The organism is Streptomyces venetus (genome assembly GCF_039540295.1).
Classification (GTDB): Bacteria; Actinomycetota; Actinomycetes; order Streptomycetales; family Streptomycetaceae; genus Streptomyces; species Streptomyces venetus.
The window spans coordinates 198,803-223,071 of sequence record NZ_BAABET010000012.1 but is presented as its reverse complement, the minus strand read 5'-3'; the positions used below and the strand labels follow the sequence as shown (position 1 = coordinate 223,071).

Here is a 24,269-nt window from a genome sequence, read left to right as displayed (position 1 = left end):
CGGGGCGTTGTCAGTGGCGGGTCGTACCGTGGGCGCATGGACAGTCAGGGGCAGGTCGAGCCGCGGGTCGTGTGGGCGGTCGTCGAGAGCGGAATCGGGCCGTTGCTGCTGGCCGCGAGTCGGGACGGCCTGGTCAACGTCGTGTTCCACGCCACGGAACCGGTGCGGGACCGTGCGGTCCAGCGGCTGGCGTCGCGGTTCGGCACCGAGCCCGTCGAGGCGCCCGGCTCCCCGCTGCTGGCCGAGGCGATACGTCAGGTCGAGGCGTACTTCACCGGTCGGCGCCGCGATTTCGACCTGCCGCTGGACTGGTCGCTGATCTCCGGCTTCAACCGGGAGGTCCTGCGCGAACTGGCCTCGGGCGTGCCGTACGGCGCCGTCGTGGGGTACGGCGAGCTGGCCGGGCGGGTGGGTCAGCCGGGAGCCGCCCAGGCCGTGGGCGCGGCGATGGGCGCCAATCCGCTGCCGGTGGTGGTGCCGTGTCACCGGGTCGTCGAGAGCGGCGGCGGTATCGGTGGCTTCGGGGGCGGCCTGGAGACCAAGCGGAAGCTGCTCGCCCTGGAAGGGGTGCTGCCCGAGCCCCTCTTCTGAGGCCGCGGGCCCGGTTCTTCCGAGGCCGCGCGCCGGCTCAAGTCAGTCGTAGTGCCGCGCCTCGAAGACGTTGCCGTCCGGGTCGCGGAAGTAGAAGCTGCGCGTGGCCTTGCCGCGGGCTCCGAAGGAGTCGTACGAGAGGTCCGACACCGGTACGGAGCGTTCCTCGAGGCGGCTCAGGAGAGCGTCGAAGTCCCCGCGGGGCAGCGACAGGCAGACGTGGTTGACGGGGTGACCCGCGCTGTCGTCGGCTCCGGGCAGCATCGTCATGCGTTCCGCGAAGGTCAGCGGCATGAGGTCGATGATGGTCTCGTCGTTGACGCGCACGGAGGGGAACGGCACCTTCCCCGCGGCGAACTCGGTGAGCCTGACCGTCTCCATACCGACGGCCTTCTCGTAGAAATCGGCGGCGGCGACCGGGTCGCGCACCCAGAGGACGACGTGGTCAAGACGTGGCATGTGGTCCGTCATACCCCCAGGCTCGTGACGCCTCCGACGGCCCGCAAGGGTTTGGCCCGGCGCGCCGCCCGCCAGAGATGAGGGAAGACCGACTGACCGACTGACAGGAGGCGGGCGCGTGGTGCTGGTGGTGTCCGAAGAAGTGCGGGAGGCGATCGACGCGCGTCGACCCGTGGTGGCCCTGGAGTCCACGATCATCGCCCACGGGCTGCCGCGCCCGCGCAACCTCCAGGTGGCGCTGGAGCTGGAGACGGCGGTGCGGCAGGAGGGCGCGGTGCCCGCGACGATCGCCGTGCTGGACGGGCGGCCTCATGTCGGCCTGGCCAAGGAGCAGCTGGAGCGCGTCGCGAACGAGGACGGGATCCGCAAGCTGGGTCACCGGGACCTGCCGCTCGCGGTGGCCTCCGGGGCGAGCGGGGCGACCACGGTGTCGGCGACCGCCCTGCTGGCGACGCTGGCGGGCGTACGGGTGTTCGCGACGGGAGGGCTCGGCGGGGTGCACCGGGAGTGGACGGCTACCCAGGACGAGTCCGCCGACCTCGGTCTGCTGGCGCGCACCCGGATCACCGTGGTGTGCGCCGGAGTGAAGTCGATCCTGGACGTGCCGGCGACGCTCCAGCGGCTTGAGACGCTGGGCGTCGCGGTGGCCGGGTACGGCACCGGCCGGTTCCCCGGCTTCTACCTGTCCGACTCGGGACATCCGGTGGACTGGACACTGGAGTCGCCGGAGCAGGTGGCGGCCGTCATGCGGGCCCAGGACGCGCTCGCGGGGCCGGAGTCGGCGCTGATCGTCGCCAACCCCGTCCCCGAGGAGGAGCAGCTCGATCCGGAGCTGCACGCGCGGGTGCTCGCGGACGCGCTGCACGCGTGCGAGGCGGAGGGGATCACCGGCCAGGCGGTGACCCCGTTCCTGCTCGACTACCTGGTACGGCACACCGACGGGGCCTCTCTGAGCGCCAACCTGGCGGCGGTCCGCGGCAATGTACGCCTGGCGGCGCGGATCGCGGCGGCCCGGTCCCGGGGATGACAGCGGCCGGGGGCGGGGCGCTGCTGGTGGTCGGGGACGTCGTCACGGACGTCGTGGCACGGCACCGGGGGCCGCTCGCGGCCGGTACGGACACGGCTGCCTCGATCCGGACGGTGCCGGGCGGGGCGGGCGCCAACGTGGCGTGCTGGGCCGCGGACCGGGGTGCGGCGGAAGTGCGTCTGCTCGGGCGCGTGGGGGCGGAGGCCGCCGCCTGGCACGAGCGTGAGCTGGTGGCTCACGGTGTGCGGCCGCGGCTCGTCGTCGACCCGAGGGCGCCGACCGGCACGGTGATCTGCCTGGTCGACGGGGGCGCTTCGGCGGAGCGGACGTTCCTCACCGACAGCGGGGCGGCGCTGCGGTTCGAACCGGCCGACTGGTCGGACGCGCTGCTCGACGGAGCGGCCTGGCTGCACCTGTCGGGTTATCTCCTGTTCTCGGAACCGAGTCGGGCCCTGGTGGCGGTGGCGCTGAAGGCCGCACGCGCACGGGGCGTGCCGGTGAGTCTGGACCCGGCGTCGGCCGGCTTTCTCGGGGAGCTGGGCGCCGAGCGTTTCCTCACGCTCGTCGAGGGGGTGGACCTCCTGCTGCCCAGCCGGGACGAGGCGTGCCTGCTGACGGGGCTGACCGACGCGGCCGAGGCGGCGGCCGAGCTGAGCCTGCGCATTCCGCTGGTGGTCGCCAAGCAGGGCCACGAAGGCGCCCTCGTGGCCCGCTCGGGAAAGGTCTGCGCGCGCGTTCCCGCCGTACCGGCGACGCCACGGGACACCACGGGCGCCGGCGACGCCTTCACCGGCGCCTTCCTCGCCGCCCGGCTCGCGGGCGCCGGCCCGGAGGAGGCGGCGCAGGAGGGCTGCCGGGCGGGCGCGAGGGCGGTGGAACACGTGGGCGGCAGACCGCCCCGGCCCGGCTGATGTCTCGTGACCCGCACCGCTACGGTTTCCGCCCCCACGCCGAGATCATCGGAGCCGTCGTGAGGTCGAGGACACCGGACGTCACGTTCGTGAGGTGGCGGTTGATGTCCTGCTCCGTGGCGAGGCCCGCGGCGACCAGCTGGTCGCGGATCTGGCGGATCGTGACGGACTCCAGGGCGGCACAGGCCGGCGCGGCGATGGGAAAGTAGGCGTCGGCCTGCACGCGGGTGAGGCCCGCCTCCCGCAGCAGGCGCGGGAGAGTGCGGCCGCAGGGCAGCTCGGTCCCGCGGTCGGCGAGCAGCCGCCGGAAGCCCTGCCGCAGCCGGTTCGCGAGCTGTTGCTCGGAGCCGTACTCGTCGGGGCAGAGCAGGGGCTGGAGGCTGGGGTCGGCGTCCTCGACGAGGAGGCGGCCGCCGGGGCGCAGCGCCTTGACCATGGTCCGCAGCGCCCGTTCCCGGTCGGGCACGTGGACGAGGGCGAGGCGGGCGTGCACCAGGTCGAAGCCGTCACCCGGCGGCTCCTGAGCGACCAGGTCGTGCACGAGCATCCGGACGGGCGGCCGGGGGGCCGGGAAGAGCCGGGCGGGGTCGGCGTCGGTCGCGACGACGCGGCCGGTCGGGCCGACCTTCTTCGCCAGCCAGGACACCACGGAGATGCCGCCGGCACCGACCTCCCAGCACCGCCAGCCGGATCCGACGCCGAGTGCTTCGAGATGCTGGAACGTCGTGGGGTCGAAGAGAGCGGCGAAGGCGCTGAAGTGCTCTGCCGCCTCGGTGTGCCGGTTGTCGAGGAGGTAACCATCGGTTCGCGTCATGCCGAGATCATCCCAGTTGCCCCACTTGTCCGTGATGGTCGACGCTCCGGTACGCAGAACCGCACGGCCCCGACAGGCGTCGATGTCTTCACTCGTGTCGATGTCCTCGTCGTGTCGATGCCTTCGCTGTGTCGATGTCCTCGTCGCGCCGATGCTTCGTCCACAGGCGGGAACAAAGCGGAACGAGCCGTTTCCACAGGCTTACCCGCAGCTCACGTGGGACTGGCAGACTGCCGCCAAGGCGCGGGAACGGCGCGAGGAGAGCCACGCAAGGAGATCCGGATGTCCATGGCAGGGAATCTGCGGAAGGTCACGAGCCTCGGTGGGGTCGGCGGCCTCCGCAAAGTGGCTCGGCTGGCCCGGCGGCGCCCGCGTGTCGACCTGAGTCACCCGGCCCGCTCCCCGCTGGGCTCCTCGGTCGTGAACTGCGTGACGTACCGGGACGGTGTCCGCACCCCCGCGCGCGGCGACCTGGTCGACGTCGTGGAGCAGGTGCGCAAGAGCCGGGAGGGCTTCGTCTGGCTCGGCCTGCACGAGCCGACCGACCAGGAGTTCGCGGGCATCGCCGAACTCTTCGACCTGCACCCGCTGGCCGTCGAGGACGCCGTGGAGGCCCACCAGCGCCCCAAACTGGAGCGGTACGGCGAGACGCTGTTCGCGGTGTTCAAGACGGTCTGCTACGTCGAGCACGAGGAACTCACGGCGACCAGCGAGGTGGTGAACACCGGCGAGATCATGGTCTTCGTCGGCGGCGACTTCGTGATCACGGTGCGGCACGGCCGGCACGGCTCGCTGGGTCCGCTGCGCGAGGAGCTGGAGTCCGACCCCCACCAACTGGCCAAGGGCCCGTCCGCGGTGCTGCACGCCATCGCGGACCATGTCGTGGACGACTACCTGACCGTCACGGACTCGGTCCAGGAGGACATCGACCAGGTCGAGACGGACGTGTTCGCGGAGACCGGCGCACGGGCGGATCCAGGGCGCATCTACCAGCTCAAGCGTGAACTCCTCGAGCTGAAGCGGGCGGTGGTGCCGCTCAGCCGGCCGCTGGAGGATCTCGCCACACGGCCGATCCGGGCGGTCGACCCGGAGATACAGGCGTACTTCCGCGACGTCTCGGACCATCTGCTGCGCGCGAAGGAGCAGATCGCCGCATTCGACGAGCTGCTCAACTCCATCCTCCAGGCGCACCTCGCACAGGTCACGGTCGCGCAGAACGAGGACATGCGGAAGATCACGGCGTGGGCCGCGATCATCGCGGTGCCGACGATGGTCTGCGGGGTGTACGGCATGAACTTCGACCACATGCCGGAGCTGCACTGGCGATACGGCTACGGCATGGTCATCGGCGTCATATCCGTCGCGTGCCTGGTGCTGTACCGGGGCTTCCGGCGCAGCGGCTGGCTCTGACGGCGACGGGGACCCGCGGAGTGACCGCAAAGGGATCGCGGGCCGGTCCCAGGGCGGTTCCCGGGGCGGTTCGTTGGGTCAGCCCGGAACGGTCCGCGCGTAGACGCTCCCGGCCCAGGAGGCGATCTGGTCGTCCGCCAGATGGCGGGCCAGGTCGGCCTCGCTGATCATGCCGACCAGGCGCTTGTCCTGGATCACGGGCAGCCGGCGGATCTGGTGTTCCCGCATCTCGCGCAGGACCTCGCCGACCTCGGCGTTCGCGTCGATCCAGCGGGGGGTGCCCTTGGCCATCTCGCCCGCGGTGACCCTGGCCGGGTCGTGGCCCACGGCGACGCAGCCGACGACGATGTCCCGGTCGGTGAGGATGCCGCAGAGCCGTTCGTTCTCGTCGCTGATAGGCAGGGCTCCGACGTTCAGTTCGCGCATGAGCTGGGCGGCGCGGTCCAGGGTCTCGTGGGCGGGGATCCACTGGGCGCCGCGGTGCATGATGTCTCCGGCGGTGGTCATGAAGTACCTCCCGGTGCCGGACGGCCGGCGCGGCACGGGACGCACCGCGAGTCCCGACGCCCTTCATTCTCGCCGCGCGGTCCGGCCCTCGCACACGGGAACAGCGTCCCGCGCCGGCCCTGCGGCGGCTCAGCCGCCCCACGCCGGATGGCGCGGATCGTCGGCCCGTACCAGGACGTCGGCCGCGCCCGCCGGGTCGCTCTCCTGTTCGTAGCGCTCGAAGGCCGGGAGGGTCCAGTGCTCGGCGTCGGGTGTGCGACGGCGCAGGGCGCCCGGGGAGAGCGAGACGTGCACGCTCAGATCGAGGGGGAACCAGTGCCGGAGGAGGAAAGGCCCGTGCAGCAACAGCACGCCGCCGGGCGGGAGCCGGACCTTGGGACTGCGGGTGGCCCGGTCGGCGGCCGGGTCCCACAGGTCGAGCAGGACGCTGCCGTCGCCGCCGGCTTCGAGCGGGCCGAACACCTCGCGCCACAGCGCGCCGGTGTCGTACCAGCCGCTGTAGTAGGACTCCACGTCCCGGTGGCCGTACTCCAGTCGCACGGAGGCGGGGCGCAGGAAGCCGTCCGTGCCGACGACGAGCGAGGAGCGGCCGCGTATGCGCAGGGCCTCGGAGACGCGCTGGGCGAGATCCCCCGGGCGGGCGGCCGGGGCGCCGTCGAAGGCGATGCGCGGCCAGGGGCTGCCGTCGGCGGGCTTCAGGTCGAGCAGACGCTCGGCGAGCAGGTCGCCGAGCCGGTCCCAGGTGATCGCTTCGAGTCGCACATGCCCATGATGCGTCAGAGCGCGGCAGGGCGTGCCGGTCACAGTCCGCAGGGGAATGAACCCCATATGGCCCCCCGCGCGACGCTCCCGCCCCACACCGGACCTCTCGTCTTCCAGCCCCTCCGGAGGCGGCACTGCGCCGAGTGCCGACGAGGGCCACTGCCGCTGCTCGTCCTGGAGGACGGTGCCCCGCGGTGCCTCGACTGCGCCGACCTCGCGCATCTGGTGTTCGTGCCGCGCGGCGACACCGCGCTCACGCGCAGATCGCGGGAGGAGAGCGGGCTGTCGGCGGTGGTCGTGCGGTTCAACCGGCGCAAGAGCCGTTACGAACGGCAGGGCGTTCTGGTGGAGGAGGCGGCACTCGTGAGGGCCGAGCAGCGGTGTCTCGCGGACGCCGAGGCCCGACGGCGGCGCCGGGTGCGGGACGCGCGGCGGCGGGCGGTCCAGGACGAGCTGTTCGTCCAGGCGTTCGCGACGGAGATACGGCGGCTGTTTCCGGGGTGCCCGGACACGCGGGCGCAGGCCGTCGCCGCGCACGCCGCGGAGCGGGGCAGCGGGCGGGTGGGGCGCAGCGCGGCGGGGCGGGCGTTGACCGAGGGGGCCGTGACCTCGGCGGTCGTTGCGTCCGTACGGCATCTGGACACGCCGTACGACCGGCTGCTGATGAGTGGCGTACCGCGGTACGAGGCGCGGCGGCGGATCGCGCCGGTGGTGGAGGCGGTGCTGAGGGGGTGGACGGTGGAGGGGCTCGATTCCGCGGGGTGACCTGCGAGGGCCCCGGCGTGCGGGAGCCGGCCGCGGGGCTCCTCGGCAGGTCGCCGCACCGGCGTGGCCGGCCGGCCGTACGGTGGGGCACGCGCGCCTGTCGGGCCCCGCGCCCGGGGGCAGGGCCGATCGGCGGGCCCGTGACGTTCGCGCATGCCCCCGCGCCGCTCGGCCATGGTCACCGTGCTCGTACGGCAATTCACTTGTGGTGAGGAAGGGTGCCGGGCAGGATCCCGGTTCGACGGGCGGAAGAGGCTGACATGATCGACGGACCGTACTTCGTGCTGACGGTGCTGGGGGTGCTCGGGACCGCTCTGGTGGCCGGGGTGTTCTGCGGCTTCTCGACCTTCGTCATGCGGGGCCTCGCCACGCTGCCGCCCGCTCAGGGGGTGGCAGCGATGAACGCGATCAACGTGGCGGCGGTGACACCGCCCTTCATGGTGGTGTTCCTCGGGTCGGCCCTGGTGTGCGCGGTGATCGCCGTGGTGACGTTCGTGCTGTGGCCGGACGAGGGGACGGTGGAGCTGCTGGTGGGCAGCGCGCTGTACCTGTTCGGCTCGTTCGGGCTCACCATGGTCGCGAACGTGCCGCGCAACGACGCGCTGCTCAGGATGGATCCGGGCACCTCGGAGGCGGCCGCGTACTGGCCGGTGTACGTGCGCGAGTGGACGATGTGGAACCACGTCCGCACGGCCGCCTCGGCCGGGGCGGCGGTGGCGTACCTGCTGGCGCTCACCTGAAGCCCCCGGCCTGCGAGAACGTGCTGTCCACTGCCCTGCGTGCGGGCCGCCGCGGACGTATCGTGGCCGGAGGAGTGCCGCCCGGTTACGCACGGCCTGCGACACGCGTACGCAAGGAAGACGGCCATGGGCGATCCCAAGGGATTCATGACCACCCCGCGCCAGGAGTGGCCGCGCAGGCCCGTCGAGGAGCGGGTGCGCGACTGGAACGAGGTCTATGTGCCCGGGGCGCTGTTGCCGATCATCAGCAAGCAGGCCGACCGCTGCATGGACTGCGGCATCCCCTTCTGTCACGAGGCCTGCCCGCTGGGCAACCTGATCCCCGAGTGGAACGACCTGGTGTCCAGGGAGGACTGGCGGGCGGCGGCCGACCGGCTGCACGCCACCAACAACTTCCCCGAGTTCACCGGCCGGTTGTGCCCGGCGCCGTGCGAGGCGGGGTGTGTGCTGGCGATCAACCAGCCGGCCGTCACCATCAAGAACGTCGAGTGCGCGATCGCCGACCGGGCCTGGGAGGAGGGCTTCGCGCCGCCTCGGCCGCCGGAGCGTCTGTCGGGCAAGACGGTCGCGGTCATCGGTTCGGGGCCCGCCGGACTGGCCGCGGCCCAGCAGCTCACCCGCGTCGGGCACACGGTCGCGGTGTACGAGAGGGACGACCGGCCCGGCGGGTTGATGCGGTACGGCATCCCCGAGTTCAAGATGGAGAAGCACCACCTGGAGCGGCGGCTGGAGCAGATGGTGGCCGAGGGAACCAAGTTCCGTACGTCGACGGCGGTCGGACGGGACGTCGGGGCCGCCGAACTGAAGAGTCGCTACGACGCCGTGGTGATCGCCACGGGGGCGAGGGCCTGGCGTGAACTGCCCGTGCCGGGGCGGGAGCTGACGGGCGTTCACCAGGCGATGGAGTACCTCCCGCTGTCCAACCGTGTGCGCCAGGGCGATCTGGAGACGTCCCCGCTGTCGGCCGCCGGCCGGCACGTCGTCATCATCGGCGGCGGCGACACCGGGGCCGACTGCCTGGGCACGGCCGTCCGGGAGGGCGCCGCCTCCGTGACCCAGCTGGACATCTACGCGCTGCCCGGAGCGCAGCGCGACGAGGACACCGATCCCTGGCCGACATACCCCGTGCGGCTCTACCGGCTGTCCGCCGCCCACGAGGAGGCCGGTGACCTGCGGACGGCTCCGGTCGCGGACGCGGACGCGCGGCTGTTCGCGGCGTCCACGCTGCGCCTCGACGGTGACCGGCAGGGACATGTGCGCTCGCTGCACCTGGTCGAGGTGGACGCGCGGCGCCGCCCGGTGGACGGCACCGGGCGGACGCTTCCCGCCGATCTCGTGCTGCTCGCCCTCGGCTTCACCGGGCCCGACCGTGCGGACGGGCTCGTCGACCAGTTGGGACTGGACATGGATCCCCGCGGCACGATCGCGCGTGACCCCGGTTTCGCCACGAACGTACCGGGCGTCTTCGCCGCGGGGGACGCCGGCCGTGGCCAGTCGCTCATCGTCTGGGCGATCGCCGAGGGGCGGGCGGTGGCGGCCGCCGTCGACCACCACCTGACGGGCAGCTCGAGACTGCCGGCGCCGATCGGGCCGTACGACCGGCCCATGGCGGTGTAGCGCGCCGGCGACCCGGCGACCCGGCCACTCGGCGCACCCGGCGACTGAAGCGTCACCGCTCGTCCGTGCCCGCGACCTTCCCGGTCGACAGCGCCACCCGGTTCCACGTGTTGATCGTGCAGATCAGGGCGAGGACCTGGGCCAGTTCCCGCTCCTCGAAGTGGGACGCGGCCTGCGCGTAGACGTCGTCCGGGACACCCGCGTCGGCCACGAGGGTCATCGCCTCCGTGAGGGCCAGGGCCGCCTGCTCCCGCTCGGTGAAGAAGTGGCGGGCTTCGCGCCACACGGCGACCATGTGCAGCCGGTCCTCGCTCTCACCGGCCTTGCGGGCGTCGTTGGTGTGCATGTGGAGGCAGTACGCGCAGTGGTTGAGGTGCGAGGCGCGGATCTGGATCAGTTCGACGAGGGCCGGGTCGAGGCCCTCACGGGCGGCGGCGTCGAAGGCGATGAGGGCCCGGAAGGCCTTCGGGGCGGACTTCGCGAACTCCAGCCGGGGCGCCTTCCCCTGCGCCGGGGACGTGCTCGTCATCGTCTCCGTGCTCGTCTTGGTGCTCGTGATCGTGCTCGTGTTCGTCGTCATGCCCTTCAACCTATGGGCCCGAAAGACCCGCTGTAGGGTGCATTTCCATGGCTGATTCGTGGGTCAATTCCGCGGAACGGATCGGGGCCGACCTCCATCTGGAGCTGACCGGGCCGGGCGGCCGGCGTGCGGCGCTGATCCGCGCCCTGCGCGAGGCCGTACGCAGCGGGCGGCTCGCTCCGGGCACGCGGCTGCCGCCGTACCGGTCACTCGCGGCCGACCTCGGGGTCGCCCGCAACACGGTGGCCGACGCGTACGCCGAACTCGTCGCGGAGGGCTGGCTCACGGCACGCCAGGGCTCGGGCACCCGGGTCGCGGAGCGGGCGGAACCGCTGCGGCCGGCCGCGCGCGTGCCCCGGAAGGCCCCGCCACGCGCGCGGGGACCCCGGCACGACCTGACGCAGGGCACGCCGGACGCCTCCGCGTTCCCGCGCACCGCCTGGCTGGCCTCCTACCGAAGGGCCCTCCAGCAGGCCCCCAACGAGGTGTTCGGCCCGGGTGACCCTGCCGGCCGGGCAGAACTGCGGGAGGCCCTCACGGAGTACCTGGCACGCGCGCGTGGCGTACGGACCGAGCCCGGCAGGATCGTGATCTGCTCCGGTTTCGCGCACGCGCTGCGGCTGCTGTTCGGAGGTGGCGTCCTGCGCGGGCCCCTGGCGGTGGAGGCGTACGGGCTCGGGTTCCACCGGGAGGTCCTCGCCGCCGCCGGTGTGCGGACCGTGCCGCTCCCTCTCGACGAACACGGCGCCCAGGTCGACCGGTTGGGCCGCCAGCGGGCCGTGCTGCTCACTCCGGCGCACCAGTTCCCGACCGGCGGGCCGCTGCATCCCGAGCGCAGGGCCGCCGTGATCGACTGGGCACGCGCGCGAGGCGGGCTGGTCCTGGAGGACGACTACGACGGGGAGTTCCGCTACGACCGCAAGCCGGTCGGCGCGGTACAGGGACTCGATCCCGAGCATGTGATCCACATCGGCTCGGTCAGCAAGAGCCTGTCACCGGCGGTGCGGCTGGGCTGGATGGTGCTCCCGGAGCGGTACGTCGGCGCCGTCCTGGCAGCCAAGGGGGAACGGGAGGCGTGGGCGAGCGTCCTCGACCAGTTGTGCCTGGCGGACTTCGTCGCCTCCGGGGCGTACGACCGTCATGTACGGCGGATGCGGCAGCGGTACCGGGGCCGTCGGGACCGGCTGGTCGCGGCGCTCGCCGCGCACGCGCCGCACATCGAGGTCACCGGTGTCGCGGCCGGTCTGCACGCGGTGCTGCGGCTGCCGCCCGGCACCGAGGCGTCCACGGTCAAGGCCGCCGTCTGGCAGGGCGTCCGTCTCGACGGCCTCGCCGCGTTCCGGCACCCGGCCACGGACATGGCGGCGGGCGACGGCCTGGTCGTGGGGTACGCGACCCCCTCCGAGCACGCGTACGGGCCGGCCCTGGAGGCGCTGTGCCGAGCACTGCCACCGCCCTGACCGGCCCGGAGCCCGACCGGGAAGCCCTCGGGGCGTCCTCGGGGCGTCCTACGGCTTGCGCGCCACCGCCCCGTACCCCGGGATCACCCCGTCCTCCTGGCCGGGCACCGGCTCGCCCAGTTCGGGGTGCCAGCGGTGGGGCACCTCGATGCCGGGCTCGACGAGGTCGAGGCCGTCGAAGAAGCGGGTGAACTCCTCGCGGGAGCGCAGGGCCAGGGTGACACCCGCGGCGCGCAGCTTCTCGGTGGCCGCCTTCGACTCCTCCGGCGTGAAGTCGGCGGTGGCGTGCGTGACCACCAGGTAACTGCCGGAGGGCAGTGCGGCGAGCAGGCGCCGGACCAGGTCGTGGGCGCCGTCCTCGTCGGAGACGAAGTGCAGCAGCGCGACGAGCGACAACGCGACGGGCCGGGTGAGGTCCAGGACCTTCTTCGCGCCCTCCAGGACGGCGTCCGGATCGCGCACGTCGGCCTGGAGGTACTCGGTGGCCCCCTCGTCCGTCCCGCGCAGCAGGGCCGCCGCGTGGGCCAGCACGATGGGGTCGTTGTCGCAGTAGACGACCCGGGCGTCCGGGGCGATGCCCTGGGCGACCTGGTGCAGGTTGGGCTCGGTCGGGATGCCGGTGCCGACGTCCAGGAACTGCCGTACGCCGCTGTGGGCCAGCCAGCGCGTGGCCCGGTGCATGAACGCGCGGTTGACCCGGGCCATGACCGGCACCCTCGGGTCGAGGGTGAGCATCTGCCGGCCCATCTGCTCGTCGACCGGGTAGTTGTCCTTGCCGCCGAGGTACCAGTCGTACATCCGCGCGGGATGGGGTCTGGTCGTGTCGATCGGGACGGCCGAGGTGGGGTTCTGCCCGGTCATGAGGCACTCCGTAAGAGGCGAGGGACGGTCAAGTAAGCATCAGCGTATGGAAGTTGAACGTGAACGACGGCAAGCACGTCAGGACAGCAGGAAGTCCGCCTCCCCCGCCTTGGCCCCCTCGATGAAGGCCGTCATCTCGGCGGTGGTGTAGATCAGCGCGGGGCCGTCCGGGTCGGTGGACTGACGGACGGCGATCCGGCCGTCGGCGAGCTTCATCGCCTCCAGGCAGTTCCCCCCGTTCCCACCGCTCCACGGCTTGTGCCAGCCTTCGCTGCCCAAGTCACGCGCGGGCATGCCGTTGTAGACCTGTTTGCGCGGCTTGATGCGGTCCATTCAGAGCTCCTTGCGGAGATCCCGGAGGATCTCCTTCGTGCGATGTGCCGTAGCGGCCTGCGCCGCCATGCGGTCCATGACCTCGAGGTGGGTCGCCACCTCGGCGCGCGCGTCGAGGTAGACCGCGCCGGTCAGGTACTCGCTGTAGACCATGTCCGGCAGTTCGGGCATGGCGAATCGGAACAGCACGAACGGCCCGTACGTACCCGGGTGCGGCCCGACCTGGAACGGGGCGACCTGCAGCGTCACATTGGGCAGCTTCGTGGCCTCGAGCAGTCTGTCGATCTGGGCACGCATCACCTCCGGGCCGCCGACCGGGCGCCGCAGCACGGTCTCGTCCATCACGACCCACAGCCGGGGCGCGTCCTTGCGGGTGAGCAGTTCCTGGCGCTGCATCCGCAGGGCGACATGACGCTCGATGTCGGCGGGCCGGGTCTGCCCTATGGCGCCCGAGCGGAGCACTCCGCGTGCGTAGTCCTCGGTCTGGAGCAGCCCGGGGACGAAATGGGGCTCATAGCTCCGGATGACGTCGGCCGCACCCTCCAGGCTCACGTACATCGAGAACCAGCCGGGCAGGATGTCGTGGAAACGCTGCCACCAGCCGGGCTTGTTGGCCTCCTCGGCCAGCTGGACGAAGGCGTCGGCCTCCTCGTCGGAGATTCCGTAGGCCTTCAGGAGCAGTTGCAGGTAGGGGATTTTGAGCGCGACCTCGGCCATCTCCATACGGCGGACGGTGGCGGGAGCGACACGGAGGATGCGGGCGGCCTCCTCGCGCTTCATCCCGGCGCTTTCCCGCAGGTCCAACAGGCGTCGACCGAGGACGACCTGACCGACCGTCGGCGCGGACCGCGGTTCACTCACGCTCCACCTCCACCAAGAGTTCTGACGAGCCGGCCACACAAGAACGCTGACAGCCCGGCGGCGCCATGCGAAGACCCTGACCGAAGAGCTGAGTTTCCGAACAGATGTTCCGAACAGTTCTTCGAAGGTCTCAACTGGCGCCGCGCGGGGTGCTGTTGCGAGCAGTGTGCCACGGCCCTCCGGACCGTCACACAGCACTCTGCAATTTTCAGAGTGACACTTGCCAAGTGTTCACGGCGGGGAGATAGTGGCAAGCGTGATTCCGTCCGCGCCCTTAGGAACAGACGCCGCCGCAGGCCCCCACAGCCTCGGTGCCGCCACGGAAGCAGTCCCCGCGGGGGCCGCCGCCGGGCGCCGGTTCCGTTTCGAGCTGGCCGCACATCCGGGTTCCCCCGCACAGGCCAGACGCCTGACGCGGGCCCGCCTGACCGGCTGGTCGGTGTGCGAGGACACCTGCGACAGCGCGGCCCTGGTGGTCTCCGAGCTGGTCACGAACGCCATCGTGCACACGGCGAGCACGCACATAGTGTGCGAACTCCACGACGGCGACGACCTGGTGCGGATAGCCGTGCGTGACGAGGGCTGCGCTCCGGGCCAGCCCCACGCGGCCAGCCGCACCCGGCCCGAGGAGGAGCACGGGAGGGGACTGCTCCTCGTCGACGCCCTGTGCGACGCCTGGGGAGCCCATGAGCACGGCCCCGGGCTGCTGGTCTGGGCCGAGCTGCCGCGCACGGCGGACACCCCGCACGAGCCACCGGAGCCCCGGTGCGACCTCGGCTGGGGCGCCCGCCCGAAGCCGGGCCCGTCCGACGGCCCGGGCGACGGGGACGAGGCGCACCCGGCGCGCCACACGAAGGGCATGGACGAGGTCCCCGCCCAGGGGCGGCGCGGGCTGCGGAGGCCCGTATGAGTCCCGGGCGCGCCGGCCGCGTCCTGCACCTGAACACCCTGGCCCGCCTCCAGCGCGGGCTGCGTACCCCGGGCCAGGCGCTGCGCCTGGCGGTGCCCGACGGCATGACCGCCCCGCTCGGCTGCGACGCGGTCGCCGTACCCGCCCGTCTCGGCCCGTTGGTCATGCCCCGGCTGCCCCGCGTGGGCTGCGTCTACGCCGACGGGACGACCTGGTGGTGGCTGGTGCCCTCCGACTCCGATCACGCCCTGGAATGGCCACCCCCTGCCCAGTACGCCACCGGCGCGGTCGTCCCGGACCTCCCGCGGCTCCCCGACCTGATCCACCGCCCGGACGGCACGCTTCCGTACACCCCGCCGATCCCGCTGTACCTGACCCTGTGCCGCGTGACGGGCACAGCTCCGGCCTGGTCGCGGCCGGTCAGCGCGTAGGCCCCGGCGAGCGCGGACGGGCCGAGCACCCCCGGACGGCCGAGCCGGTAGAGAAGCACGGGCTGTCCGAGCAGCACGGGCCGGTGGAGCAGCACGGGACCTAGAGCACGCCCGGTGGGTCGGACAACACGGACCAGAGCGAGCACCACCAGCCGATCGACCACCACCAGCCCATCAAGCAGCACAGACCGGTCGAGCAGCCAAGCGCACGCCCGCACCCCCACACCACCCCACACCCCCGCGCCGCCCGACGCCTCCCCCGGTCAGGTCGTGCGCCCGCGCGCACCCGGCGCCCCGGGCTGCGCCCTGCCCGGACGGGCTCCGCCACCGCAATAGTGGTCCGCCTCACAAGGCGGGGCACGAGGTGGGAGGTCGGTCGACCGTGGGGAAGAAGCGGACCGCGCCGGAGGTGTCCGAGTCGGAGCGGCTGCTCTTCGGCGGACCGCTGCGCTACGACATGGGCTGGAACCAGCACGCCGACGCGTTCCTGGAGCTGAACTTCCGGGCCATGATCACCCGGCTGCCGTCCCTGCTGACGTCCAGCCTGCGGCTCGCCCGGCAGGCCGACCGGGGTGCCGCACGGATCGTCCTGGCCGCCGAGGCCGGCCGGGGTGTGGCGCAGGCGGTGAGCCTGCTCGCGGTCAACAGCGTGCTGGCCGGGCTGATGGGCGGCGGTTCGATCGAGGACCGGCTGCGCGGCGCCGTGCCCGCGCTGGTCACGGTGGCCGCCGTGATGCTGCTCGCGGCGCTGCTGCGGGCCGCGAGCACGTACGCCACCGGCCGGCTGGAGCCCAAGGTGGAGCGGGTGGCCACCGAGCTCTATCTGGAGCGGGCCGCGACCGTCGAGCTGGCCGCGATCGAGGACCACGCCTTCCACAAGCTGCTGGACACCGCCCAGTACGGCGCCGCCTCCGCCCGCCGGATGATCATGTACGGGACACGGGTGATCAACGCGATGATCTCGCTGGTCGCGGCGGCCGGCGTGCTGACCGTGCTGCACCCGGCGCTCCTGCCGCTGCTGGTGACGATGACGCTGCCGAGCGCGTGGAGCGCCCTGACCATGGCCCGGCGGCGCTACGAGTCGTTCCACGCCTGGGTGCAGCACGCCCGCGCGGGCCGCCTGCTCGGCAGTCTGCTGATCGAGCCCGAGGCGGCACCCGAGATCCGGGTGCACGGAGTGGGCGGGTTCCTGCTGCGGCACTTCCGCGCGATGTCCGAGACGGCGGAGGCCGAGCAGGCCCGCCTCGCCCGGCTCGCCGCGCGTACCGGCCTGATCGCCGCGGCGTGGACGGGCCTGGCGACGGTGGCGACGTACGCGACGCTCGGCGGGCTGCTGGTGGCGGGGGCGATGGCCCTGTCGGTGGCGGGTACGGCCGTGATCGCGATCCGCACCGGCTCCCAGAGCCTCGACACGCTCGTGGTGGAGGTCAACGCGCTGCACGAAGAGGCCCTCTTCGTCGGCGACCTGCAACGGCTGTACACCGAGGCGGCGCAGCGGGCGATCCCGGTGGGCGGGCGGGCGCTGCCGGAGAACCCGCGCGAGATCCGCTTCGAGAACGTCACCTTCCGGTATCCGGGTGAGTCGGCCCGTCCCGCCCTCGACGACGTGACGCTCACCCTCCCACTGGGCCGGATCGTGGCGCTGGTCGGCGAGAACGGCTCCGGCAAGACGACCCTGGTCAAACTGCTCGCCGGGCTCTACACCCCGGAGCGCGGGCGGATCGTGTGGGACGACGTGGACGCGGCGACCGCCGACCGGCACCGGCTGGCCGAGCGGATCGCGATGGTGGCCCAGGACTTCAAGCGGTGGCCGTTCACGGCCCGGGTGAACGTCGCCCTGGGCCGCACGTCGGCGCCGCTGTGCGAGGAGCGGCTGGCCACGTCGATCGCCGAGGCCGGGGCGGAGACGGTGGTCGCCGACCTGCCGCGCGGACTGGACACCCTGCTCGCCCGCAACTTCAGCGGCGGTCACGAACTGTCGGGGGGCCAGTGGCAGCGGCTGGGCATCGCCCGCGCGGCGTACCGCAGGGGCCGCATCCTGATCGTGGACGAGCCGACGGCGGCGCTGGACGCCCGGGCCGAGCTGGAGGTGTTCGAGCGGATCCGCGCCCTGGCCGACAGCGGCCAGACGGTCGTGCTGATCACGCACCGGCTGGCGTCCGTGCGCCATGCGGACCTGGTGCACGTCCTGGACCAGGGCCGGCTGGTGGAGTCCGGGACACCGGACGAGCTGCTGGCGACCGGCGGCCTCTACGCCGAGCTGTACGCGCTCCAGGCGGAGCAGTTCACCAAGCCGCCCTCGCCGGTCACGCCACCCGCTCCCGTCCAGAGGGTGCCGGCGCCGAAGGCGGGCTGAGCGAGGGCCTTGCCCGGGCCGTCCGTCATGCGGTGGCGTCGGCGCCGTCGCCGCTGCGCACGATCACCAGGAACATGTCCGTCGCGAGGTCCATGACAACTTCGGCAGGCAGGCCTTCCAGACGCCGCGCCTGCGCGAACTCCTCCGCCGGCCAGGAGCCTCGCGGCCCGCCGGCGGGAAAGCGCTCGAGCACCGTTCGCCCGTTCACCACCCTGCACCTCCATGTAGCGCTGTACTCGTAGAGTTAAACGCCAACCATGGGGTGAACGGCTCGCGAAGTGACGGTTCTGAGACGTAGTTGACACTCGTTCACCGCCAAGTGTGACCAACCTCTCAGCCTCTTGGCGTATGTGTTCACCTTCCGTATCACTGGTCGCACTCGTCGTGATCCCGGATCCGTAGGCGCCATGGGCCCCTCCTGTCCTGCGGACGTCCCGTATCCGGTCACGAGGCAGGCGGACCGGCCCGGCGAGTCAGGTGTCGTACTCCTGGATGCGCCGGCCGTGGCTGCGGTCGACGAGCGCGGGCAGCCGCCGCTCCAGCTCCCCCACGACCTCCGGCACGTCGATCGTCAGGAGCTTCCGGTCACGCATCAGGATCCGGCCGTCGACGACGGTGGTGCGGACGTCGGCGGAGCGGGCGCTGTGCACCAGGGTGGCGGCGAGGTCGTGCACGGGCTGGGTGTGCGGTCCGGTGAGATCGACCAGGACGATGTCCGCCCTGCGCCCCGGCGCGATGCTGCCGACGCTGCCCCCGAGTCCCACGGCCCGGGCGCTCTGGAGCGTGGCGTGGTGGAGGGCCTGGCGGGAGGTCAGCCAGCGGGGGTCGCCCTCGGACGACTTCTGGATCAGCGAGGTGAGGGCCATGGACTCCCACACGTCGAGGGAGTTGTTGGAGGCGGCCCCGTCGGTGGCGAGTCCGACGTCGACGCCGATGTCGCGCAGGGCGCGGACCGGTGTGGTGCCGGGCCAGGCGAACTTGAGGTAGCCGCGGGGCGCGGTGGCGACGGCCGTACGACCGCCCGCCCGCTCCAGCAGGGGAAGGTCCCGGTCGGTGATGCCGGTGCCGTGGGCCAGGAGCACGTCGGTGTCGAGGATGCCGGTGCGTTCGAGGACCTGGATCGGAGTGACGCCGTGGCGGGCGAGACTGGTGTCGGTCTGGTCGCGGTTCTCGGCGGCGTGGAGGTGCACGGGCAGGGCGTGTTCGCGGGCGAGTCGCGCGGTGGCCGTGAGGTCGGTGTCGTCGACGGTGTAGGGGGCGTGGGGCGCGAGGGCGGTGGTGATCCGGCCGTCCGCGAAGCCGCGGTGGCGCAGCGCGAACTCCAGTGACCGCTCCCGGCCTTCGGGGCCCTGCGAGGAGAAGTAGGCCTCGCCCAGCAGCGCCCGCATACCGCACTCGGCGACCACTGCCGCCACCGCGTCCATGGCGAAGTAGTGGTCGGCGAAGCAGGTGACGCCGGCGCGGATCATCTCGGCGCAGGCGAGCCGTGCCCCCAGCTCGACGTCCTCGGCCGTGAGGTTGGACTCGACGGGCCAGACCACGTCGTTGAACCACTCCTCGGTGGGCAGGTCCTCGGCGAGGCCGCGCAGCGCGACCATCGGCGCGTGCGTGTGACAGTTGATCAGACCGGGCAGGGCGACCTGACCGCGGGCGTCGAGGCGCTCGGCGGCGGCGAGGTCCGCGACCGCCCCGGTGGTCGTCACCGCCTCGACCAGCCCGTCGCGTACGACGATCGCGGCGTCCTCCTGGAACCCGATGCGTTCTTGATCGTCGTGCACGAGGACGGTACATGCGCTGATGATGAGCTCTGCGGGACTGTCCGCGGCGGAAGGCGTCATCACGCCAACGTACGACTGGGTCGTAGGGGTCGGCTTCGGAAAGGAGCCCGGCATGCTGCTCGGCACGTGGAACCTGGAGAACCTGTACCGGCCCGGCGGCCCGTTCGGCCCGAAGGACGAGGCCGCGTACGACGCGAAGCTCGCCGCACTCGCCGCCGTCGTCACGGAACTCGACCCCACGCTGCTCGGCGTGCAGGAGGTCGGGGACCCCGAGGCTCTGAAGGACCTGGCCGGGATGCTCGACGACGACTGGCACCTCGCCCTGTCCGAGCACCCGGACAGCCGGGGCACAAGGGTCGGGTTCCTGAGCCGTGCCGAGCTGCGGGTGGTGGCCGACACGACGGCGTTCCCGGCGGAGCTGCGTCCCGTGCAGGTGGACGACACGGGGCTGACGGTGGCGCGGGCGGGGCGGGGCTTTCTGGCGGTGGAGGTCGGGGACGGGCCCCTGCGCGTGGCCGTCTGCCACCTGAAGTCGAAGCTGCTGACGTACCCGGACGGCCGGTTCCAGCCGCGTGACGAGGGCGAACGGGCCCGCTACGGCGCCTACGCCCTGTACCGGCGGGCCGCCGAGGCGACGGCGCTGCGCGCCCTCGCGGACGAGTTGCTGGACGGCGACGGGCGGGCCAGGGACGTGGCCGTGCTGGGCGACCTCAACGACGAGGCGCAGGCGGCGACGACCCAGATCCTGCTCGGCCCGCCCGGTTCGGAGATCGGCACGCCGGGCTACGACAGGGCCGACGGGGGTGACGCGTCACGGCTGTGGGACGTGGCCCCGCTCATCCCGTCCGGACAGCGCTGGTCCCGCGTCAACTCCGGGCGACGCGAGCTGATCGACCATGTGCTGGTGAGCCACCGCCTGGCACACCGGGTGACCTCGGCGGGCACGGGGCTGCCCGGCGAGGGCCCGCCCGGCCTCCCGTCGATCGGCCCCGACCCGGCGGAGCGCAGGGGCGCCCCCGGCTCGGACCACGCGCCGGTGTGGATACGGGTCGGCTGAGGCGGCCCAGCGGCGTCCGCCCCCGCAAAGGGGCGCCCCCGGGTGAGGGCGCTATCCGGCGAGGGGTGCCCGTGGCAGCCGCACGCCCAGCCGCGCACCGGGTCCGTCGAGTTGGTCGAGGAGGGCGGCGAGGCGCTCGGTGTGCCGTGCGTCGACGCGGCCCGTGTCGTCGAGGTGGACGGCGCAGGCGGTCGTGGTGTCGACGAGGCGTTCGAGGAGATCGGCCACCTCGTCCGCGCCCTCGGTGTGCCGGGCCAGGGCGGGGAGTTCGTGGGCCGCCAGGGTGATGGCGGACCGGGCCTCGGCGAGGGTGCGGTAGGCCTCGCGGCGCAGGGTCCAGCGGGTGGCACGGTGGTCGGAGGGGGTGCCGGACGTGCCGATCCGCGGGGTGTCCGCCTCGGAGAGGACGTGGGTGAGGTAGGCGTACGCGGCCTCGCTCGCGGCCGTGAGCCGGCCCCGCACGCCCCCGCCCTTCTGCCCCGGCATCGTCAGGTGGCCGACCATCAGCACGATCGCGCAGGCCAGCAGCGTCTCGCCGATCCGCCCCATGGAGGCCTGCGCCTCGCCGCCCACCATGACCAGGGCGAGGACGAGGACGGTGACCACGGCGGTCTGGGCGGCGAAGTGGCGGGTGGCTACGGGGATGAGCGCTCCGCTGAGGGCCACCAGCGCGATGAGCCCGTCGGGGTGGGGCAGGACGGCGGCGAACCCGGCGAAGAGGACGGCGCCGAGCACGGTCCCGGCGGCCCGGTTCAGCACCCGCGAGACCAGGGGGCCGAGGTCGGGCTTGACGAGGAAGACGGCGGTGGCCGGCAGCCAGTACCAGTGGTCGTGCTGCCCGTACCACTGGCCCTTGTGCAGGACCTGGGCGATCGCCGCGCTGGCTCCGAAGCAGAGGGCGACGCGTAGCCCGTACTCGCGTCCGGCGGCGCCGAAGGCGGACCGCGTCCGGTCCCTGAGGGTACGGCTCCGGGTGTGCAGGTCTCCGCCCCGGCCCTGGTCGAAGACCTCGGCGGCGTGCAGCAGGGCGTCGTCGAGGGCGCGCAGCGCGGGCGCCGATCGGGTGGGCGCGGGCAGCGGCCCGGTGTGGGTGTTGCCGCGCACGGCGGCGGCGAGCCGCCGGGGCCCTTCGGAGGCCCGCTCCGACAGGGCCTCTCCGGCCCACGCGAGCGCGGTGGCGGCCTCGGCGAGGGGCAGCGCGGCGGCGTACTGCGCGTGCAGCCGCCGCTCGGCGGAGGAGGAGGCGTACCGCCGCAACCGGGGTCCGGTGAGGGCGTCCTGGGCGTGGTCGAGGGCGGCGGTGAGCGCGGCCCGGCGGCGCATGGCCTGCGGCCCGCCGACGGCGTCGAGGAGCTCGGCGACGGCGTCGTACACACCGGCCACGGCCTTGCGCTCCCCGTCGAACCGGAAGTCCCCGGCGAGCGACCCGGGCGTGGGCAGCACGAGCCGCAGCACCACCAGCCACCCGGCGCCGGCGAGGAAGGCGAGCGCACGCTGCCACCCCGCTTCCGGCAGAGGCATCCCGGCCCCGATCGCCGAGCCGACGAGCAACTGCGTCCCAAAGGCGGACGCGACGGGCCCGATCGCACTGATGCCGCCGGCGACGAGCCCGACGAGCGTGAGGATCACGGTCAGCACGACCGCCCCGGTCTGCTGCCCGGCGTACGTCCCGATGAGCATCCCCAGGGCACCACCGAGTGCCGGCACCCCGAGGCGCCTGACCGAGGCCCGCCGGCTCCCGGGCCGGTCGTTGATCCCGGCGAGCATGGCGGCGATGGCGGCGACCACCCCGAGGGAGGTACGCCCGGCCTGCACGGCCACCAGCAGCAGCGGCCCCGCGGACAACGCCCCGCGCGTCACCGCGCTCCAGGGCACCGGCCCCCGCTGGGCACGCAGGGCGTGGGCGAGCCAGGGCGGCAGCGCGAGGGTGAGGCGGCGGGTCCGGGACACGGGGCTCCTGTCGTCTCGTCGAGGGCGGGGGTGAGCCTTCGGGCGACGGCGGCCGGGGCGGGGTGTGGCTGTTCACGGTAGGCGCGGTTCCTGGAGGAAAGGTTTCCGCGATGTGACGGACCGCGTGAGGGCCGGATTCTTTATGACCACAAACGGCAGTCGCTCCGGAGACCCCGCGGACGGGCGGCAACCTTTTGGGGCTCGGCGGCCACTGATGAGGCGCAAGCGCGTGTTCTCCCGAACGAGACAAGGACTCATCCGTGGCATCCCGTTCCCACCGGCGTCCCCTTCGCAGGCGGCGTACGGCCCTCGCCTCCGCGGTCGCCCTGGCGGCCGTCGCACTCCTCGTGTCGCTGATGGTGGCGCTCCGCCCCGGAAGTGAGCCGGAGACCGTGCGGGCCGCGGCCGAACGCTCCACGACTGCGCGGGCGAGCGCCACGCCCACGACACCGAAGGCGAAGGCCGAGCCGCAGTCGAAGCGGCAGTCGAAGCGGCAGTCGAAGCCGAAGCCGTCCACGGTGAGCCCCACCCCGGCGCGCACCACGACCCCCGCGCCGGCCCGGCCCTCGCCCGCCGCCAGTCCGCGACCCGCCCAGCGGGCCGTGTCCGACTCGGCGCCCCTGGCGGGGCGGATCAAGCCCCAGGTCTCCTACACGGGGGTCGCCACGCACTACGACGCCGGAGACGGCGACGGCGCCTGCCTGTACGGCCCGAGCCCCGACCTCATGGTCGCCGCGATGAACACCACCGACTACGAGACCTCCAAGGCCTGCGGGGCGTACATCCTCGTCCGCGCGGCGAACGGCGCCTCCGTCACGGTCCGGATCACCAACGAATGCCCCTCGCCCTGCGCCCCCGGGCAGCTCGACCTCAGCAAGGAGGCCTTCGCCAAGCTCGCCGGCCTGTCCGCCGGCCGCATCCCGATCACATGGAGCCTGCTGAGCCCGAGTACGTCGGACACCGTCTCGATCCGCTACAAGTCCGGCTCCAGCCGCCACTGGTGCGGCGTCCAGGCGCTCGGTCACCGCAATCCGCTGGCCCGGCTGGAGGTGAGCACCGGGAGCGGCTGGAGCCGTCTGACCCGCACCGAGTACAACTACTTCCTCTCCCCCGACGGCACCGGCTGCGGCGGCGCCCTCCGGCTCACCGACATCTACGGCGAACAACTCACCGTCAACGGCATCGCGCTGCGCCCGGACGCGGTACAGCCGACCCGCGTCCAGTTCGCCCGGCACTGAGCGCGCTCAGGGAGTCCCATCCGCCCGTCCGGCGTGAAACAGCGCCTCCGCGTCGGCGACCGCCCGGACGAGGGCGTCGGGACTCGGCGCCAGGTTCGCCACCAGGGCGTCCACTTCGCCGAGACCGGCTCGGGCCATGAGCCCCTTCTCGTTGGTGACCCACTCCCCGCGTGCCGCCAGCACCGCGTGCGCCGTCTGGGTCGCGGCGAGGGCGATCGCGCCGGCGACCTGGGTGACCGAGCCCTTCGGCGCGTGGCCCGCCTTGGCGTACGCGAGGGTGGCCGTGGCCATGCCGTGCCAGTGCCGCGGGGCGGTCTCACGAAGGGGCGCTGGGTAGGCGCCGGGGCACGGCAGGGCGCCCCGCAGCACCTTGTTGATCGCCAGTTCGGCGACGAGCAGGTACGTCGGGATGCCCGCCAGGTGGAACATCAGGGGCTCGACGCGGAAGCGGCCCCGCTCCGCTTCCGCCAGTTCGTGTTCGACGACGTCGAGATCACGGTAGTGGACGTCCACGCGCCGGCCCTGAACGGTAAGCCAGGCGCCTCCGTTGAAGACGCCGCCGCCCCACGCGCCGACTTCGCTGACGTCGCCCTGCCAGCCGATAGCCCGGAGGTCGTCCGGGTCGAAGGCGCCCCGGTAGTAGACCGCCAGGTCCCAGTCGCTGTCGGGGCGTTCGGTGCCCTGGGCGCGAGAGCCGCCGAGGGTGACGGCCCGGACCGTGGGGATGGCGGCGAGACGGTCGGCGGCGGTGTCGAGGAAGGTCTGGTCCGACGGGAGGGGCACGGTGGGCTCCTGGGGGAGGCGGTGTCCGGGAAGGGTAGGGCTGCCACCCGGTCCGCGGGAACCGAAAT

General features: G+C 73.0%; 25 protein-coding genes. 13 read left to right on the top strand and 12 right to left on the bottom strand.

Going from position 1 to position 24,269, the window contains the following annotated elements; translation table 11 throughout:
- Window positions 1–36: 36 nt before the first annotated feature.
- The gene (locus ABEA82_RS33235; protein WP_345665445.1) at window positions 37–591 is read left to right on the top strand and encodes a methylated-DNA--[protein]-cysteine S-methyltransferase; all 555 of its coding nucleotides are present in this window, start codon (window positions 37–39) and stop codon (window positions 589–591) included.
- Between the two features lie 42 nt (window positions 592–633).
- Here ABEA82_RS33235 and ABEA82_RS33230 read toward each other — a convergent pair whose 3' ends face one another.
- Window positions 634–1,062 carry a VOC family protein gene (locus ABEA82_RS33230; protein ID WP_345665444.1) on the bottom strand — a complete coding sequence of 143 codons (429 nt, stop codon included), beginning with the start codon at window positions 1,060–1,062 and terminating at the stop codon, window positions 634–636.
- 106 nt (window positions 1,063–1,168) lie between these two features.
- Between ABEA82_RS33230 and ABEA82_RS33225 the strand changes: the two genes are divergently transcribed.
- Together ABEA82_RS33225 and ABEA82_RS33220 are read left to right on the top strand one after the other, a co-directional pair.
- The gene (locus ABEA82_RS33225) at window positions 1,169–2,077 is read left to right on the top strand and encodes a pseudouridine-5'-phosphate glycosidase (protein ID WP_345665443.1); all 909 of its coding nucleotides are present in this window, start codon (window positions 1,169–1,171) and stop codon (window positions 2,075–2,077) included.
- Window positions 2,074–2,988, top strand: a complete 915-nt coding sequence (locus ABEA82_RS33220) for a carbohydrate kinase family protein (RefSeq protein ID WP_345665442.1) — start codon at window positions 2,074–2,076, stop codon at window positions 2,986–2,988. The genes ABEA82_RS33225 and ABEA82_RS33220 overlap by 4 nt, the downstream gene beginning before the upstream one ends.
- Before the next feature lie 19 nt (window positions 2,989–3,007).
- Here ABEA82_RS33220 and ABEA82_RS33215 read toward each other — a convergent pair whose 3' ends face one another.
- A complete protein-coding gene (locus tag ABEA82_RS33215; protein ID WP_345665441.1) occupies window positions 3,008–3,802 on the bottom strand; it encodes a methyltransferase domain-containing protein in 795 nt (264 codons plus the stop codon).
- Window positions 3,803–4,084: 282 nt separating this feature from the next.
- Here ABEA82_RS33215 and ABEA82_RS33210 point away from each other — a divergent pair, with 282 nt between their 5' ends.
- Window positions 4,085–5,212: a magnesium and cobalt transport protein CorA gene (locus tag ABEA82_RS33210; protein WP_345665440.1), complete on the top strand. Its 1,128-nt coding sequence runs from the start codon at window positions 4,085–4,087 to the stop codon at window positions 5,210–5,212.
- Between the two features lie 78 nt (window positions 5,213–5,290).
- On the opposite strand, the gene ABEA82_RS33205 is transcribed toward ABEA82_RS33210, so the two are convergent.
- The gene (locus tag ABEA82_RS33205) at window positions 5,291–5,719 is read right to left on the bottom strand and encodes a CBS domain-containing protein (protein ID WP_345665439.1); all 429 of its coding nucleotides are present in this window, start codon (window positions 5,717–5,719) and stop codon (window positions 5,291–5,293) included.
- Window positions 5,720–5,848: 129 nt separating this feature from the next.
- Window positions 5,849–6,481 (bottom strand): nucleoside/nucleotide kinase family protein, encoded by a 633-nt coding sequence (locus tag ABEA82_RS33200; RefSeq protein ID WP_345665438.1) that lies wholly within the window; start codon window positions 6,479–6,481, stop codon window positions 5,849–5,851.
- 66 nt (window positions 6,482–6,547) lie between these two features.
- Between ABEA82_RS33200 and ABEA82_RS33195 the strand changes: the two genes are divergently transcribed.
- From ABEA82_RS33195 to ABEA82_RS33185, 3 genes are all read left to right on the top strand, one after another.
- Window positions 6,548–7,246 (top strand): DUF2293 domain-containing protein, encoded by a 699-nt coding sequence (locus ABEA82_RS33195; protein ID WP_345665437.1) that lies wholly within the window; start codon window positions 6,548–6,550, stop codon window positions 7,244–7,246.
- A gap of 260 nt (window positions 7,247–7,506) precedes the next feature.
- A complete protein-coding gene (locus ABEA82_RS33190) occupies window positions 7,507–7,986 on the top strand; it encodes an anthrone oxygenase family protein (RefSeq protein ID WP_345665436.1) in 480 nt (159 codons plus the stop codon).
- 126 nt (window positions 7,987–8,112) lie between these two features.
- Window positions 8,113–9,603 (top strand): glutamate synthase subunit beta, encoded by a 1,491-nt coding sequence (locus ABEA82_RS33185; protein WP_345665435.1) that lies wholly within the window; start codon window positions 8,113–8,115, stop codon window positions 9,601–9,603.
- A gap of 52 nt (window positions 9,604–9,655) precedes the next feature.
- Here the strand turns inward: ABEA82_RS33185 and ABEA82_RS33180 are convergent, their stop codons facing one another.
- Window positions 9,656–10,132, bottom strand: coding sequence for a carboxymuconolactone decarboxylase family protein (locus tag ABEA82_RS33180; RefSeq protein WP_345665519.1), 477 nt, complete (start codon window positions 10,130–10,132; stop codon window positions 9,656–9,658).
- A 98-nt stretch (window positions 10,133–10,230) separates the two neighbouring features.
- On the opposite strand from ABEA82_RS33180, the gene pdxR reads away from it, so the two are divergent.
- A complete protein-coding gene (gene pdxR / locus ABEA82_RS33175) occupies window positions 10,231–11,643 on the top strand; it encodes a MocR-like pyridoxine biosynthesis transcription factor PdxR (RefSeq protein ID WP_345665434.1) in 1,413 nt (470 codons plus the stop codon).
- 48 nt (window positions 11,644–11,691) lie between these two features.
- Here the strand turns inward: pdxR and ABEA82_RS33170 are convergent, their stop codons facing one another.
- From ABEA82_RS33170 to ABEA82_RS33160, 3 genes are all read right to left on the bottom strand, one after another.
- Window positions 11,692–12,504: an SAM-dependent methyltransferase gene (locus tag ABEA82_RS33170; protein ID WP_345665433.1), complete on the bottom strand. Its 813-nt coding sequence runs from the start codon at window positions 12,502–12,504 to the stop codon at window positions 11,692–11,694.
- Window positions 12,505–12,582: 78 nt separating this feature from the next.
- Window positions 12,583–12,837, bottom strand: coding sequence for a DUF397 domain-containing protein (locus ABEA82_RS33165; RefSeq protein ID WP_003989506.1), 255 nt, complete (start codon window positions 12,835–12,837; stop codon window positions 12,583–12,585).
- On the bottom strand, window positions 12,838–13,698 hold the full coding sequence (locus tag ABEA82_RS33160; RefSeq protein ID WP_345665432.1) for a helix-turn-helix domain-containing protein: 861 nt from the start codon (window positions 13,696–13,698) through the stop codon (window positions 12,838–12,840). It lies immediately after the preceding gene.
- A 220-nt stretch (window positions 13,699–13,918) separates the two neighbouring features.
- Between ABEA82_RS33160 and ABEA82_RS33155 the strand changes: the two genes are divergently transcribed.
- The 3 genes from ABEA82_RS33155 to ABEA82_RS33145 all read left to right on the top strand — a co-directional run bounded on the left by ABEA82_RS33155 (window position 13,919) and on the right by ABEA82_RS33145 (window position 17,395).
- Entirely contained in the window at window positions 13,919–14,608 is a 690-nt protein-coding gene (locus ABEA82_RS33155; RefSeq protein WP_425588576.1) for an ATP-binding protein, read from the top strand.
- Window positions 14,605–15,039: a hypothetical protein gene (locus ABEA82_RS33150; RefSeq protein WP_345665430.1), complete on the top strand. Its 435-nt coding sequence runs from the start codon at window positions 14,605–14,607 to the stop codon at window positions 15,037–15,039. The genes ABEA82_RS33155 and ABEA82_RS33150 overlap by 4 nt, the downstream gene beginning before the upstream one ends.
- A 382-nt stretch (window positions 15,040–15,421) precedes the next feature.
- Entirely contained in the window at window positions 15,422–17,395 is a 1,974-nt protein-coding gene (locus tag ABEA82_RS33145) for an ABC transporter ATP-binding protein (RefSeq protein WP_345665429.1), read from the top strand.
- 25 nt (window positions 17,396–17,420) lie between these two features.
- Here ABEA82_RS33145 and ABEA82_RS33140 read toward each other — a convergent pair whose 3' ends face one another.
- Together ABEA82_RS33140 and ABEA82_RS33135 are read right to left on the bottom strand one after the other, a co-directional pair.
- The gene (locus ABEA82_RS33140; protein ID WP_003989511.1) at window positions 17,421–17,603 is read right to left on the bottom strand and encodes a hypothetical protein; all 183 of its coding nucleotides are present in this window, start codon (window positions 17,601–17,603) and stop codon (window positions 17,421–17,423) included.
- Between the two features lie 265 nt (window positions 17,604–17,868).
- Complete coding sequence (locus ABEA82_RS33135) at window positions 17,869–19,233, bottom strand: amidohydrolase (protein ID WP_345665428.1); 1,365 nt, start codon at window positions 19,231–19,233, stop codon at window positions 17,869–17,871.
- A gap of 52 nt (window positions 19,234–19,285) precedes the next feature.
- Here ABEA82_RS33135 and ABEA82_RS33130 point away from each other — a divergent pair, with 52 nt between their 5' ends.
- Window positions 19,286–20,230 carry an endonuclease/exonuclease/phosphatase family protein gene (locus ABEA82_RS33130; protein WP_345665427.1) on the top strand — a complete coding sequence of 315 codons (945 nt, stop codon included), beginning with the start codon at window positions 19,286–19,288 and terminating at the stop codon, window positions 20,228–20,230.
- Between the two features lie 51 nt (window positions 20,231–20,281).
- Here the strand turns inward: ABEA82_RS33130 and ABEA82_RS33125 are convergent, their stop codons facing one another.
- Window positions 20,282–22,180, bottom strand: a complete 1,899-nt coding sequence (locus ABEA82_RS33125) for an FUSC family protein (RefSeq protein WP_345665426.1) — start codon at window positions 22,178–22,180, stop codon at window positions 20,282–20,284.
- Window positions 22,181–22,440: 260 nt separating this feature from the next.
- Here ABEA82_RS33125 and ABEA82_RS33120 point away from each other — a divergent pair, with 260 nt between their 5' ends.
- Window positions 22,441–23,418, top strand: a complete 978-nt coding sequence (locus ABEA82_RS33120) for an expansin EXLX1 family cellulose-binding protein (RefSeq protein ID WP_345665425.1) — start codon at window positions 22,441–22,443, stop codon at window positions 23,416–23,418.
- Between the two features lie 6 nt (window positions 23,419–23,424).
- On the opposite strand, the gene ABEA82_RS33115 is transcribed toward ABEA82_RS33120, so the two are convergent.
- Window positions 23,425–24,201, bottom strand: a complete 777-nt coding sequence (locus tag ABEA82_RS33115) for a nucleotidyltransferase domain-containing protein (protein WP_345665424.1) — start codon at window positions 24,199–24,201, stop codon at window positions 23,425–23,427.
- Window positions 24,202–24,269 lie beyond the last annotated feature (68 nt).